The sequence below is a fragment of the Marichromatium gracile genome (assembly GCF_004343155.1).
Taxonomy (GTDB): Bacteria; Pseudomonadota; Gammaproteobacteria; order Chromatiales; family Chromatiaceae; genus Marichromatium; species Marichromatium gracile.
Genome location: NZ_SMDC01000003.1, coordinates 390,350 through 404,028, shown reverse-complemented (window position 1 = coordinate 404,028; position 13,679 = coordinate 390,350). Strand labels below are relative to the sequence as shown.

The 13,679-nt window shown below is 70.8% G+C and carries 8 protein-coding genes; 3 read left to right on the top strand and 5 right to left on the bottom strand.

Annotated features, from left to right (window positions below; translation table 11 throughout):
• Nucleotides 1-166: 166 nt before the first annotated feature.
• The 3 genes from EDC29_RS07475 to EDC29_RS07465 form a co-directional block, all read right to left on the bottom strand.
• Nucleotides 167-2,011, bottom strand: coding sequence for a methyl-accepting chemotaxis protein (locus EDC29_RS07475; RefSeq protein ID WP_123140109.1), 1,845 nt, complete (start codon nt 2,009-2,011; stop codon nt 167-169).
• 218 nt (nt 2,012-2,229) lie between these two features.
• On the bottom strand, nt 2,230-5,712 hold the full coding sequence (locus EDC29_RS07470) for an efflux RND transporter permease subunit (RefSeq protein WP_123140108.1): 3,483 nt from the start codon (nt 5,710-5,712) through the stop codon (nt 2,230-2,232).
• Nucleotides 5,713-5,719: 7 nt separating this feature from the next.
• Nucleotides 5,720-6,724, bottom strand: a complete 1,005-nt coding sequence (locus EDC29_RS07465) for an efflux RND transporter periplasmic adaptor subunit (RefSeq protein ID WP_123140107.1) — start codon at nt 6,722-6,724, stop codon at nt 5,720-5,722.
• 210 nt (nt 6,725-6,934) lie between these two features.
• On the opposite strand from EDC29_RS07465, the gene EDC29_RS07460 reads away from it, so the two are divergent.
• From EDC29_RS07460 to amt, 3 genes are all read left to right on the top strand, one after another.
• The gene (locus EDC29_RS07460) at nt 6,935-7,504 is read left to right on the top strand and encodes a LemA family protein (RefSeq protein WP_123142212.1); all 570 of its coding nucleotides are present in this window, start codon (nt 6,935-6,937) and stop codon (nt 7,502-7,504) included.
• Nucleotides 7,505-7,514: 10 nt separating this feature from the next.
• Nucleotides 7,515-8,441: a GIDE domain-containing protein gene (locus EDC29_RS07455; protein WP_132229187.1), complete on the top strand. Its 927-nt coding sequence runs from the start codon at nt 7,515-7,517 to the stop codon at nt 8,439-8,441.
• Between the two features lie 235 nt (nt 8,442-8,676).
• On the top strand, nt 8,677-10,935 hold the full coding sequence (gene amt / locus EDC29_RS07450; protein ID WP_123140105.1) for an ammonium transporter: 2,259 nt from the start codon (nt 8,677-8,679) through the stop codon (nt 10,933-10,935).
• On the opposite strand, the gene ccoS is transcribed toward amt, so the two are convergent.
• Entirely contained in the window at nt 10,925-11,146 is a 222-nt protein-coding gene (gene ccoS / locus EDC29_RS07445; protein WP_123140104.1) for a cbb3-type cytochrome oxidase assembly protein CcoS, read from the bottom strand. The genes amt and ccoS overlap by 11 nt on opposite strands.
• Nucleotides 11,147-11,163: 17 nt before the next feature.
• On the bottom strand, nt 11,164-13,671 hold the full coding sequence (locus tag EDC29_RS07440; protein WP_132229185.1) for a heavy metal translocating P-type ATPase: 2,508 nt from the start codon (nt 13,669-13,671) through the stop codon (nt 11,164-11,166).
• Nucleotides 13,672-13,679 lie beyond the last annotated feature (8 nt).

Genomic DNA, 13,679 nt, shown 5'->3' with positions numbered 1-13,679 from the left:
ATCAGCCGCCAGTGGCTAGCATAGTCCGGCCGGCGACCGGTGGCTGACGACCGGCGGCTGGTGGCTAGTGGCTAGTGGCTGGCGACCGGCGACCGGCGGCTGGTGGCTGGTGGCTGGCGACCGGCGGCTGGCGGCTGACCGCTGCCGCCTGCTGACCGCTGCCGCCTCACGTCTCGAAGCGCGCGATGTTGCGCGCCAGGACCTCGGCCTGGGCGGCGACCTGCCCGGCGGTGCGGGCGTCGTCCTCGGCGCGCGCGGCGGTCTCCTCGGTGAGGTCGCGGATGGTCACCAGATTGGCATCGAGCGCGCGACCGACCTGACTCTGCTGCTCCACGGCGGTGGCGATCTGGGTGGTCATGTCGAGCATCCGCTCCATCTCCACGGCGATGCGTTCGAGCAGCTCACCGGCCTCGCGGGCCTTGGCGACGCTCCCTCGCCCCTGCTCCAGACTGGCATCCATCTCGCCCATCATCGCGCGCGCCTCGGCACGCACCCGTTCGAGCGTCTCGCCGATCTCGCGGGTCGAGCCCTGGGTGCGATCGGCGAGCGCGCGCACCTCGTCGGCGACCACCGCGAAACCGCGCCCGGCCTCGCCGGCGCGCGCCGCCTCGATCGCGGCGTTGAGCGCGAGCAGATTGGTCTGCTCGGCGATGGCGCCGATCACCGCCAGCACCGAGTCGACCTGCTCGGCGTGCTCGACCAGGGTCGCACCGATCCGCGCCGACTCGGCGAGCCGCTCGGTGAGCGCCTCGATCCGCGCCACCGTCTCACCGACCGCCCGCTGACCGGCCTGGGCATTGCCGCTGGCCTCGCGTGCCTGCTCCGCGGTGGCGTCGGTATTGCGCGCGATCTCCTCGATGGTGGCGGCCATCTCGGTGACCGCGCTGGCCACCTGCTCGGTCTCGGCGCGCTGGGTGCGCAGCCCGGCGATGGTGCTCGCCGAACTCTCGCTGAGCGTCGCGGTCGCCCCGCGCAGCGCGGCGCTCGCCTCCCCGCCCTGCTGGAGCAACTCGCGCAGCAGCTGGATCATGGCGTCGAAATAACGCCCCATCTGCGCCAGCTCGTCACGCCCGGCGAGGGCGATGGTCTGGGTGAGATCGCGCTGTTCGGCAATCCGCTGCATCACCCGGGCGCTGTGCCCGAGGCCTCGATCGAGCTGGCGGGCCAGTCCCAACACCAGCGCCACCACCAGCACGGAGACCGTCGTCACCAGCCCGATCAGGGCGAGCGCGGTGCGCTGGCGCGCCACCCCCAGCAGCGCGTCGACCTCATCGACGACCCTGGTGAGCCGACTCTGGCTCTCGGCGAGTCGCGTCTCGAAGGTACCGCGCAGCCCGGCGTCGGGCGCGAGTCCGATCCGCTCGCGCCCCTCGACCAGGGCGAGGAAATCACGCCGGTAACGCTCCAGGGCGGCACGGGTCGTCGTCTCCGCGCCCCCCAGGTCGGCGAGCAGCCGGGCATGGTTGTCCTCGAAACGGGCGACATAGTCGCGCACGTCGCGCAGCATGAAGTCTTTCTCGTTGCGCCTGAGCTGGAGGATGCCGACCAGCAGATCGTCACGCCCCAGCGCCTCGACCGCCGCCTCGGCCTGATGCACCGCCTCGCGCAGGCTGCCGTAGAGCCCCGAGCGTGGATCCAGCCCGACCTCGCGGTAGGTCGCCACCAGGCGTTCGAAGGCGTCGGTGGCCTGGTCGAACGCGCCGGTAAAGGGCTCCAGGACCTCCCCTCCGAGCCCCTGCCGATCGAGCCGCGCGCGCAGCGCGGCACGCAAACGCACGAGCGATTGCGCTCGCGCCTGGAAGCGATCGATGGAGGCCGGATCGAGTTGGTCGATGAAGAGACGGGCCTCGCGTTCGAGACCGGTCAGTTCGAGCGCGAGTTCGAGCAACTGCTCCTTCGACTCGTCGAGCGAGGCGGCCCGCTGCCAGGCCCACCAGGTGGCGCCCAGCACCGTCGTCAACGCCAGCAAGACGACGACGGCCAGGGCGATGAGCTTGAGACGAATGCGCATACTACGGCTCCTCACCAGGAGATCATGCATCATCGCGCTCGGTGGCAGGGGGAGCGCGCCCAGCCCGCTTGCCCGGTCGGGTCGCCGAGGGCACATGCGCCGCTCGAGACCCTTCGATTGCACCGTCGCGCACCCCCTTCGGCGTCAACAGCACGCAGCCGCTTCAATCGGGTCATACACCAAAGAGTATAGGCTATCGGCGCATGGATGATGACCGCTCAGGCCGCGCTCTCGGTCTCGAAACCGCGCAGCACGCGTTCGAGTTCGAGCAGGTGACGGGCCTGGGGGTCGAGCCGGCGAGCACGCGCGAGATAACGCCGGGCGCGCTCGACATAACCGGCATCGCCACCCAGACGGTGGAGATAGAGCAACAGCGCCTGCACCAGCGCGGAGGCGAACAGGGTCGACTCCGGGGCCTGGTCGGCGAGCCACTGCAGCTCGCGGATCGCCGGCTCCAGCTCGCCGGCGTCGACCGCGGCGACCGCGGCGCGATAGCGCTCGCGCCACTCCAGATCGGGGATGCGCGCGGCCGCGACGCGCGCGCGCCGGGCCCCGCCACCGAGCCGCTCCGACCACCGCGCCCAGGGCCCGGGCTCGCCCTCGACGAGCAGCGGCAGCAGTGCCAGGCGCTGCAGCGGCGAGGGCGGCGGGCGGGTGAAGACGAGATAGAGCGCGGGGATGAAGAACAGCGTCAGCAGGGTCGAGAAGCCGAGCCCCCAGACGATCGCGGTGGCCACCGGCCCCCACATCAACGACTCGCCGGCGAGCCCGGTGGCCAGCGACACCAGCCCGGCGATGGTGGTCAGCGAGGTGATGATGATCGGCACCACCCGGCGGCGCGCGGCGGCGACGACGGCGCGCGCCACCCCCAGCCCGTTGGCGAGATAGCGGTTGGCGGTGCTGATCAGCACGATACAGTCGTTGGCCGCGATCCCGGCCAGCGCCACCACCCCGTAGAGGGTGTAGAGGCTCAGCGGATTGGCGCTGGCGAACAGTCCCACCACCACGCCGATGAAGGCCATCGGCACGGTGGCGAGCACCAGCAGCGGCTGGCGGTAGCTGACGAACTGGGCGCCGAGGATGAGATAGATCAGCCCGAGACCGACGACGAACAGCACCAGGATGGCATTGAGACTCTCCTCGATGTCGTCGTTCTGCCCGGTGAGATCGATGTCGACGCCGGGGTAGCGATCACGGGTCTCGGCCCAAAAGGCGCGGATGGCGAGATTGGCGCTGACGGTGTCGGTCCGGGTGCTGTCGATGTCGGCCTCGACGGTGATCGCGCGCCGGAAATCGTAGTGACGGATGTTACTGGTGGTGCGCTGGGTCTCGACCCGCAGCAGCTTGCCGAGGGCGATCTCGCTGCCGTCGGGCAGCCCCACCGGATGATCGAGGAAGGAGCGGGTATCGAGCAGCGCGCGCGGCGCGCCGCGCACCCGCACCTCGAGCCGCTCGCCCTGGTGCTGCATGCTCGCCACCACCTCGCCGTCGGCATAGAGGCGCACCATCCGCACCACCTCGGCCGGGCTCAACCCGGCGCGTACGATGGCATCGGGGTCGAGACGCACCTCCAGCTCCATGCGCCCGCGGGTGTCGTCGTCGCTGATGTCGACCACCCCCGGGGTGGCGGCGAGGAAGCGCTTGATCTCGGCGCTGGCCGCGCGCAGCTCGGCGACGTCGTCGCCACGCACCTTGACGTTGATCGCCTTGAGCGTCGGCGGCCCGATCTTGCGCCGCAGGAAGGAGACCTCGAGCGGTCCCGGCACCGCCTCGACCGCCGCGCGCACCGCCGAGATCAGCGCCTCGACCCCGCGCCGTCCGGGCGCGGCCGGTTCGAGGCTGACGAACACCTGCCCCTTCTCCTCGCCGAACATCGGCTCGGTCTCGGTGAAGCGCTGCCCGGCATAGCTGATCAGCGCCCGCGCCTCGCCCTCACGCAGCTCGGCGCGCACCCGCTGCTCGATCGTCTCGAGGGTGGCGAGGGTCTTCTCGACCTTGGTGCCGGGCGGCATCTCGACGTTGATGTAGAACAGCCGATAGAGATCGGTGGCGAAATAGTCGACCCGCACCAGCCCGCCGGCGACCATCGCCACCGCACCGCCGAGCAGCACCGCACCGAGCGGCGCGATCCACCAGCGCAGCCCGAGGAAACGCACCAGTGCCCGCGCGAAGCGCCGCCGCAACCAGTCGGTGGCGCGCAACCGGGCGCGTTGCACCTTGCCGGGATGAGCCGGGTCGACGCGCGCCTCGAGCATGTGGCTCGGCAGCATCCAGTAGGCCTCGACCAGGCTGATCAACAGCGCCAGGGTGACCACCGCCGGGACGAACTTCATGTAATCGCCGAGCACCCCGGGAATCAGCATCAACGGCAGGAAGGCGGCGATGGTAGTGAGCACCGCCGAGCCCACCGGCACCGCCACCTCCTGCAACCCGGCAACGGCCGCGGCCACCCCCTCGTAGCCCTCGCGCAGCTTGTAGTAGATCGCCTCGACCACCACCACCGCATCGTCGACCAGCATCCCCAGGCTGATCACCACCGCCAGCAGGGTGGTCGAGTTGAGCGTCTGGCCGAACAACGCGAGCAGGATGAACACCCCGCCGAGCACGAAGGGGATGCCGATGCTGGTGAGCACCGCCACCCGCAGGCCGAGAAACAGCCACACCATCACCAGCACCAGCGCCAGCCCGACCAGGGCGTTGCGCTCCATCACCCGCACCGCGTGCTGGGTGGCCAGGGTCTGATCCTCGAGCAGCACCAACTCCAGGCCCAGGGTGGCGAACCCGGCGTTGGCCCCGTCCATGTAGTCGCGGATGCGCGCGAGCAGCTCGATGTTGTTGATCTGGTCGGCCTTGAACACCGACAGCAACACCGCCGGATGCCCGCCGTAGCGCACCAGTTCGTCGGGCTCGTCATGACCGCGCACGATCTCGGCCACCGAGCGCAGCGGCAACTCACCCAAGGCGGTGACGATCGGCAGATCCTCGAGATAGCGCGGATCGTCGCTGGTACCGACCACGCGCACAAACCACTGCTGATCGCCCAGCGAGATACTGCCGGCGGCGAGATCGCGAAAATAGGCGGTGACGGTATCGGCGAGATCGACCGGCGAGACGCCGAGCCCGACCAGGTGCTCGGGGGAGAAGTCGACCTGCAGCTCGGGGTCGGTCTGACCGATGCTTTCGACCCGGTCGACCCCGGACATCCGCTGCAGGTCCTTGCGCACCTGCACCGCCGAGCGGCGCAGCTGCTCGTCGGCGGCGCGCCCGACCAGCGCCAGGGTGGCGGTGGGGAAGGCGTTGGCGCTACTGACCTCGACGATCTCGGGCTGGCGCGCATCGGCCGGCAGCTCGCGCAGCTGGCTCTGGATCTCGCGCCTGAGGTCGTCCATGCGCTTGTCGAAGGCCGCGGGACCGATGTCCTCGAAGCGCACCAGGATCGAGGCGATCCCCTGGCGGCTGTTGCTGCTGACGAACTTGGTGTCGTCGACCCGCTCGATGCCCTCCTCCAGCGGTTCGGTCACCCGGGTCTCGACGTCCTCGGCCGAGGCCCCGGGCCAGATCACCCGCACCGTCACCCAATTGAAGTTGACGCTCGGGTCCTGCTCGCGCGGCAGCTGCAGATAGGCGATGGCGCCGAGCACCACCACCAGCAGAAAGGTCAGGTTGGTGAGGACGTGGTTGCGGATCAGCAGCGCGAACATGGCCGTCTCAATCCACCCTCACCGCCTGACCGTCCTCGACCCGGAAGCGCCCGTCGACGATCAGCCGGGTGGCCGGTGCCAGACTGGTGGCCGCCGGGTGGCCCGCACGCGCCTCGGGCAGCGGCAGGAAGCGTGCGTGGCCGTCGGCGAGCACGAACACCCCGAGACCGCCATCGCGCTGCACCAACAGATCGGCGGGGATGCGCCCGCCGCCGACCCGCCAGCGCAACCGCCCGGTGGCACCCGGTGGCGCCGGTTCGGCGGCGAAGCGCAGCCGGACCTCGTAGGTGCGCAGCCGCCGCTCGAGGAGCGGCAGCACGGTGCGCAGCCGCACCGGATGGTCGCGCAACCGACCGGCGAAGCGCATCTCGGCAGCGGCCTCCAGACCGTCGAGATCCTGCTCCTGGACCTTGGCGCTGACCTCCACGTTCTCGTCGTCGAGCAGACGCAGGATCTGGGTACCGGGCACCGCATAGTCGCCGACGCTGGCGATGCGCTCGATCACCACCGCATTGAGTGGCGCGGCGATGGTGCACTTGGAGGCGGTGTACTCGGCGGCGTCGAGCGCGGCCTGGAGCCGGTCGAGCTCGGCCTTGCGGGTGCGCGCGTCGGCCTCGCGCTTGTCGAGTTCCTCCTGCGAGATGCTGCGTCGCTCCGAGAGCCGGCGCGCGTTGTCGAGCTGCAGCTCGCTGAACTCCAGGGTGGCACGCCCGGCATCGAGCGCGGCGCGGGCGCGGGCGACCTCGATGCGGTGCGGGGTGCAGTCGACCCGGGCGAGGACCTGACCGCGCTCGACCCGATCGCCGACGGCCACATCGATCGCGGCGATCACCCCGTTGATCTCGGCACCGAGCCGGGTGTCGTTGAGTGCCACCGCCTCGGCCGGCGCCTCGCGCACCGGATGCACCAGCACCGCCCCCAGCTCGACCGTGGTCACCGGCAGGGGCGACTCGGCGCCGACCAGTTCCGGCAGCAGCAACAGTACCCCAGTGATGAACATCCGCAGCATCATTAAGCATCCCTGTCCCGCCCCTGCCGTGACGACCGACGACCGTCTCAGCAAGGGGCTCGTGCCCTTATCACGGAATCGACCGACACCGACGTGACGATCCCCCCAAAGCATAGACCGGATCCGGGACAGGGTCGGGAGGGGCGTGTAGCATGGCGTGCGTGCCGGACGCGGATGCACACGGCCCGACGGACACCACACGAGGTCACAGCCATGAGCCTGACGCTTGTCATCCTGCTGGTCGCCCTGGCGCTGCTCGCCATCTACGCGATCGCCGTCTACAACGCCCTGGTGCGGCTCAAGCATCAGGTGGCCAAGAACTGGTCGAACATCGATGTCGTGCTCAAGCAGCGTCACGATGAGCTGCCCAAGCTGGTCAGCGTCTGTCGTCAATACATGCGCTATGAACAGGAGACCCTGCAGCGCGTGGTCGAGGCGCGCGGGGCGGTGTTCGCCGCCCGCGAGCGCGGCGACCTGCGCCAGCTCGGCACCGCCGAGACCGCGCTGCGCGCCGGACTCGGTCAGCTGCTGGCGATCGCCGAGTCCTACCCCGAGCTGCAGGCCGACCGCGCCTTCCGCGACCTCGGGGCGCGGATCAGCCAGCTCGAGGACACCATCGCCGACCGTCGCGAGCTCTACAACGAGAGCGTCAATCTGCTCAACGTCCGGCTCGCGCAGTTCCCCGATCTGCTGATCGCGCGCCGGCTCGGCTTCACCCCGGCGAGCCTCCTCGAGTTCAGCGAGGCACGCGCCGACGTCGATCTCGACGCCCTGTTCGGCTGAGCCGGCGACCATGCTCGAGACGCTCGCCGATGCCCTGGCGCAGCCCCCGGCCGAGCAGTTCTGGATCGGCTGGACGATCGTCACCGCCGCGGCGCTGTTCGCGCTGCGCTGGACCCTCGGCCGCTACCACGACCTGCGCCGGGTCACCGACACCCCGACGGCACGGATCCGCTCCGCCGCCCAGGGACAGGTCGAGCTGCAGGGACTGGCCGCGCCCCACCAGGCGCCCCTGCTGGCACCGCTCACCGGCGCCCCCTGTCTGTGGTATCGCTACCGTATCGAGGAGCGCCGCGACAGCGGCCGGCAGCAGCGCTGGGTCAAGGTCGAGGCGGACAGCTCCGAGGCCCCCTTCCTGATCGACGACGGCAGCGGGCAGTGTCTGGTCGACCCACGCGGCGCCCAGATACGCTGTCATCGCGCGCGGGTCTGGTATGGCCCACACCGCGGCGCGCCCCCCGGCACCGCGCCGAGCGCCTGGCAGCAACTGTTCGGCGGCGCGCGGCGCTGGCGGATGCGCGAGGAGCGCATCGAGCACCACGACCTGCTCTATGTCCTCGGTCATCTCGAGACCCCGCGACGCGGCCCCGAGGCGCGCGATCGCCTCACCCGCGCGCTGCTCAACCGCTGGAAACGCGATCCCGAGCGGATGCGTGCGCTCGATCGCAACGGCGACGGCGAGATCGATCTCGACGAGTGGGAGCGGGCACGCACCAAGGCCGCGCGGCTCGCCGAGCACGCCGAGCGCCAGCTCGCCGCGACCCCGCCGCGACCACGCGTGGGACGCGGCCCCGACCCCCGACTGCGCCCACTGATCGCCAGCGGCGACGAGGCCACCCTGATCGACCAACTGCAATGGCGCACCGCCGCCGGCGCCATCCTCACCGGCCTGCTCGTACTCGGCAGCGCCCTGGCCCCGGCGCTGCGGCTCGGCGCCTGAGGGCTGCACCCGCTCCTCCCGCCACACCACATGGTCCCTCGCCGCACACCAGACCACTCGTCCGCCGTCCATCAACCCCGACTTGACCTCACCGGCAACGACAGCATCTTGCCCTGATAAGGGCAGGACAAACACCAGATTGGCATATCCCATGCTTTAAAAAGGGGCATCGAGGTGACGCCCGATCGACATGCACCAATATCGATCAGTCACTCATCAAGGATCGGACCCGGACATGCACAAAGCCCTTATTATTCTTTCCCTTGCCTTCTGCCCCAATGTGTTCGCCGCACCACCAGAAGCGCTCGATGTCGGTGCACGACTCGATCTCATCTGGGTACTGATCGCCGCCGGACTGGTGTTCCTGATGCAGGCCGGGTTCACCGCGCTCGAGTCCGGCCTGGTGCGCGCCAAGAACAGCTACAACGTCGCGATCAAGAACATCAGCGACTTCCTGGTCGCGGTGATCCTGTTCTGGCTGATCGGCTTCGCGCTGATGTTCGGGACCAGCCAGAACGGCTGGATCGGGCTGCACGGCTTCAACGGCTCGTTGCTCGACGCGCCCGGCGACTATGCCTTCTTCCTCTTCCAGGCGACCTTCGTCGGCACCGCCGCGACCATCGTCGCCGGCGCCGTGGCCGAGCGGATGAAGTTCAACGCCTATCTGATCATCTCGGCGATGATCAGCCTGCTGATCTATCCGGTCTCGGGACACTGGGCCTGGGGCAGCGCCTTCGCCGACACCACCCCCGGCTGGCTCGAGGCAATGGGCTTCATGGACTTCGCCGGCTCCACCGTGGTGCACTCGGTCGGCGGCTGGGTGGCGCTCGCCGGGGTGATCGTGCTCGGCCCCCGCCGCGGGCGCTTCGACGCGCAGGGCGAGCCGCAGCCCATCCCCGGTCACAACCTGCTGCTGGCCACCCTCGGCATCTTCATCCTCTGGTTCGGCTGGTTCGGCTTCAACGGCGGCAGCGCCCTCGCCGCCGATGCCTCGGTGCCCAAGATCATCCTCAACACCGTGCTCTCGGCGTGCGCCGGCGGGCTCGCCAGCCTGCTGCTCGCGCTCACCCTCAATCAGGGCCGGGTCCCGGTCGAGCGGGTGCTCAACGGCACCCTCGCCGGGCTGGTCTCGATCACCGCCGGCTGCGCCTTCGTCGAGCCGGGCAACGCGCTGTGGATCGGTGCGATCGGCGGTCTGCTGGTCTATGGCATCGAATCGGCGCTGCTCCATCTCGCGCGGCTCGACGACCCGGTCGGGGCGATCGCCGCGCACGGCTTCGGCGGGGTCTGGGGGACGCTGGCGCTCGCCCTCTTCGCCCCCGCCGACCAGCTCGCCACCGGCGGCCACCTCAGTCAGCTCGGGGTGCAGCTGATCGGGGTGGCGGCGGTGTTCGCCTGGGCCTTCGGCAGCGGCCTGGTGGTGTTCCTCGGACTGCGGCTGTTCCACGACCTGCGGGTCAGCCCGGAGGAGGAGGACGAGGGGCTCAACGTGGTCGAGCACGGTGCCCGCACGGTCTGGCTCGACACCATGCGCACCATGCAACAGATCGTCGAGAGCGGCGACCTGCGGTTGCGCGCGCCGGTGGAGAACGCCACCGAGGCCGGCGAGACGGCGCTCGCCTTCAACCGCATGCTCGATCGCTTCCAGGAGAGCATCCGGGTGATGACCGAGGTCGCCGGTCGGGTCCAGCTCGACAGCGACCAGCTCGCCGCCCTCGCCCACCAGACCCGCGACGGCGCGCGGCGTCAGCGCCAGGACGCCGAGGAGGCGCGACGCTTCGTCGAGCAGATGCTCGGCCACGCCGGACACACCCTGGCGAGCGCCCAGCGCGGGCTGGCCTCGGGACACAGCGCCGAGCAACGGGTGGAGCACGGCAGCGGCCAGATCGGCCGGCTCAACACCCTGGTCAGCCAGCTCGCCGGCCAGCTCGACGGCGCCTCGGAGCAGGCCGGATCGCTCTCGGCGCAGAGCCAGTCGATCGGCGAGGTGGTCGACCTGATCCGCGAGATCGCCGATCAGACCAATCTGCTCGCGCTCAACGCCGCAATCGAGGCAGCGCGCGCCGGCGAGCACGGGCGTGGCTTCGCCGTGGTCTCGGGCGAGATCCGTCAGCTCGCCACCAAGACCCGGCTGGCCACCGACGACATCCGCGAGCGTATCGAGCAGTTGCAGAGCGAGAGCCAGCGCACCGCCGAAACGCTCAGACGCGGCATGACCGAGGCCAACCAGAGCGCCGAGCAGGCCGCGGCGACGATGCAGGCGCTCGGTGAGATCGTCGAGTCGGTGGCCGAGATCAGCGCGGTCAACCGCGAGATCGTCGAGGCGGTCGAGCAGCAGCACGCGCTCTCCGAGCAGGTCGACACCCGCATCCGCGCGATCCACGACGTCTCCGAGGAGAGCAGTCAGGGCAGCGCGCTGATCGCCGAGAGCGCCACCGGGCTGCGCACCCAGGTCGGCACCCTCAACACCCAGGTCGCCGGCTTCAGTACCTAAGCCTATCCTCCGACGCCGACCCCGACGACTCCTCGTCGGGGTCGGCGTCGGGGAGGCGGCGCGGGTCGATCTCGTCCTCGTCCATGAGGATGCGCCGCCCGTCGCCGTCGAGGTCGTCGAACTGGCCGTTGCGCGCGGCCCAGAACAGCACCGCGACCGCGGCCAGGCCGAGCACCAGCATGCCCGGGATCAGTGCATAGATGACGTCCATCGGTCGGTCTCCGCGAATCAGCGAGGTGCGCGCGCCGGTCCCGGTGAGTCGTCGAGACCGGGGCGGATACGCGCAGAGTTGGCGATCACCGCCAGCGAGCTGAGCGGCATCGACACCGCGGCGATCAGCGGGGTGATGATACCGGCCATCGCCAGCGGCACCATGATCAGGTTGTAGGTCATCGAGATGGCGATGTTCTGGCGGATCGCGCGCAGGGTGCGCCGCGCCAGCACCACGGCCTCCGCCACGCGTTCGAGTTCGCCCGCCATCAGCACGATGTCGGCGCACTCGATCGAGACATCGGTGCCGCTGCCCATGGCGATGCCGACATCGGCGGCCACCAGCGCCGGGGCGTCGTTGACGCCATCGCCGACCATGGCCACCGCCGCACCCTCGGCGCGCAGCCGCTCGACCACCCGCGCCTTGTCCTCGGGCAACACCTCGGCGATGGTCGCCATGCCGCCGAGACGCTCGGCCACGGCGCGCGCGCGCGCTGCGCGATCGCCGCTGAGCAGGGTCAGGCGCAGCCCCGCGGCGCGTAACCGCGCCAACGCCTGCACGGCATCGGCGCGCAGCCGGTCCTCGATACGCAGCGCCAGCACCAGTTCGCCGTCGATCGCGCAACAGACCTCGCCGGGCTCGTCCTCGGGCAGCGCCACACCCGCCCCGGCCAGCCACTCGGCGCTGCCGGCGAGCACCTCCCGCCCTGCCACCCGCCCCCGTACCCCGCGACCGGGCAGCGCGACGAACCCCGTGACCGGCAGCCCGCCGTGCGCCACGCCGAGCGCCGCGCAACAGGCGACCACGGCGCGCGCCAGCGGGTGCTCGGAGTGCTGCTCGAGCGCGCCGAGCGCGGCCAGGGCCGCGCGCTGCGCCTCGGTCAGCCCGGTCTCGGGTGCGCGCCAGTCCTCATCGGGGGCACGCAACGCCACCACCCGCGCCCGGCCCTCGGTGAGGGTGCCGGTCTTGTCGAAGACCAGATGACGGATCGCCGAGAGCCGTTCGAGCACCGCGCCGTGCTTGATCAGGATGCCGCGCGCCGCACCCCGCCCCGAGGCCACCGCCACGGCCATCGGCGTGGCCAGCCCGAAGGCGCAGGGACAGGTGACGATCAGCACCGCGGTCGCCGCCATCAGCGCCGACTCGAGGTCGTGACGCACCCAGATCATGAAGGTGACGAGCGCCAGCCCCAGGGTGGCGGCGACGAACCAGGGCACCACCCGGTCGGCGAGACGCTGGATCGGTGCGCGCGAACTCTGCGCCGACTCGACCAGGGCGATGATCCGCCCCAGCGCGGTCTCGGCGAGCACCCCGCCGACGCGCAACCGCAACGCGCCGGCGCCGTTGAGGGTACCGGCGGCGACCGTCGCGCCCGGCCCCTTGGCGACCGGGCGCGACTCGCCGCTGAGCATCGATTCATCGACGCCGCTCTCGCCGGCGATGACCTCGCCGTCGACGGCGATGCGCTCGCCGGGACGCACCAGCACCGTCATCCCCGGGGTGATCGCGCGCACCGCAACCAGGCACGGCTCGCCGTGCGCGTCGAGCACCGTCGCCACCCGGGGCTGGAGGTCGAACAGACGTTGGGTCGAGGCCACCGCGCGTCGTCGCGAGAGCGCCTCGAGATAACGCCCGAGCAGGATCACGAAGAGGAAGTTGACCACGGTGTCCCAGTAGACGTGACCTTGGTCGCCCAACCCCAGGGTGACGGCGAGCGAATAGCCGTAGGTGACGCTGACCCCGATGGCGATCGGCAGGTCCATGCCCAGTCGGGCGTGGCGCAGCCCGGCCCAGGCGCCACGGAAGAAGGGTGCGCCCGAATAGAGCAGGGTCGGGGTGGCCAGGGCGAACCCGAGCCAGTGGAAGAGCCCGCGGAACTCGCCCTGATCGGCGCCGCTGTAGAGCGCGATCGAGATCCACAGCAGGTTCATCATCGCGAACCCGGCCCAGGCGAGACGGAACAGCAGGTCGCGGTTCTCGCGCGCCAGCGCACCCTCGGCGGCCTCCGGGTCGAAGGGGACGGCGGCATAGCCGAGCGCGGCGAGCCGAGCGAGCACCCGCGACAGGCGCAGCCGCTCGCTGTCCCAGCGCAGTCGCAGCCGCCGTCCGGTGAGGTTGACCCGCGCCTCCTCGACCCCGGGCAGCGACTGCAGACCGTTCTCGATCAACCACACGCAGGCGGCGCAGTGGATGCCCTCGACCTGGAGCTGGATGTCGCGGCAGCGCGCGCTGGTGTCGGTGAAGGCCTGCTGCACCGCGTCGAGATCGTAGTGCTCGAGGTCGCGCGGCGGCTCGGGCGGCGGCGCCAGCAGCTCGTCGGCGCCGGTACGGCGATAGAAGCCCTCGAGCCCGGCGGCGTGGATCGCCTCGCACACCCCCTTGCAACCGCTGCAACAGAAGCGGCGCTCGACCCCGGCGATCCGTGCCCGCTCGCCACCGCCGGGCCCGATCGGCAGACCGCAGTGATGGCAGCGCGCGGGCGCCTCCCCGGTCGTCGGCGCATGCTCCTCGATGATCGCGTCCATCGCCCAGG

Excerpts from the sequence above, each read along its gene's own strand:
- EDC29_RS07460 (WP_123142212.1), top strand. The coding sequence starts at position 6,935 with ATGAGCCTGACGCTTGTCATCCTGCTGGTCGCCCTGGCGCTGCTCGCC.
- EDC29_RS07470 (WP_123140108.1), bottom strand. The coding sequence starts at position 5,712 with ATGTTCGCGCTGCTGATCCGCAACCACGTCCTCACCAACCTGACCTTT.
- ccoS (WP_123140104.1), bottom strand. The coding sequence starts at position 11,146 with ATGGACGTCATCTATGCACTGATCCCGGGCATGCTGGTGCTCGGCCTG.
- EDC29_RS07475 (WP_123140109.1), bottom strand. The coding sequence starts at position 2,011 with ATGCGCATTCGTCTCAAGCTCATCGCCCTGGCCGTCGTCGTCTTGCTG.
- amt (WP_123140105.1), top strand. The coding sequence starts at position 8,677 with ATGCACAAAGCCCTTATTATTCTTTCCCTTGCCTTCTGCCCCAATGTG.
- EDC29_RS07455 (WP_132229187.1), top strand. The coding sequence starts at position 7,515 with ATGCTCGAGACGCTCGCCGATGCCCTGGCGCAGCCCCCGGCCGAGCAG.
- EDC29_RS07440 (WP_132229185.1), bottom strand. The coding sequence starts at position 13,671 with ATGGACGCGATCATCGAGGAGCATGCGCCGACGACCGGGGAGGCGCCC.
- EDC29_RS07465 (WP_123140107.1), bottom strand. The coding sequence starts at position 6,724 with ATGATGCTGCGGATGTTCATCACTGGGGTACTGTTGCTGCTGCCGGAA.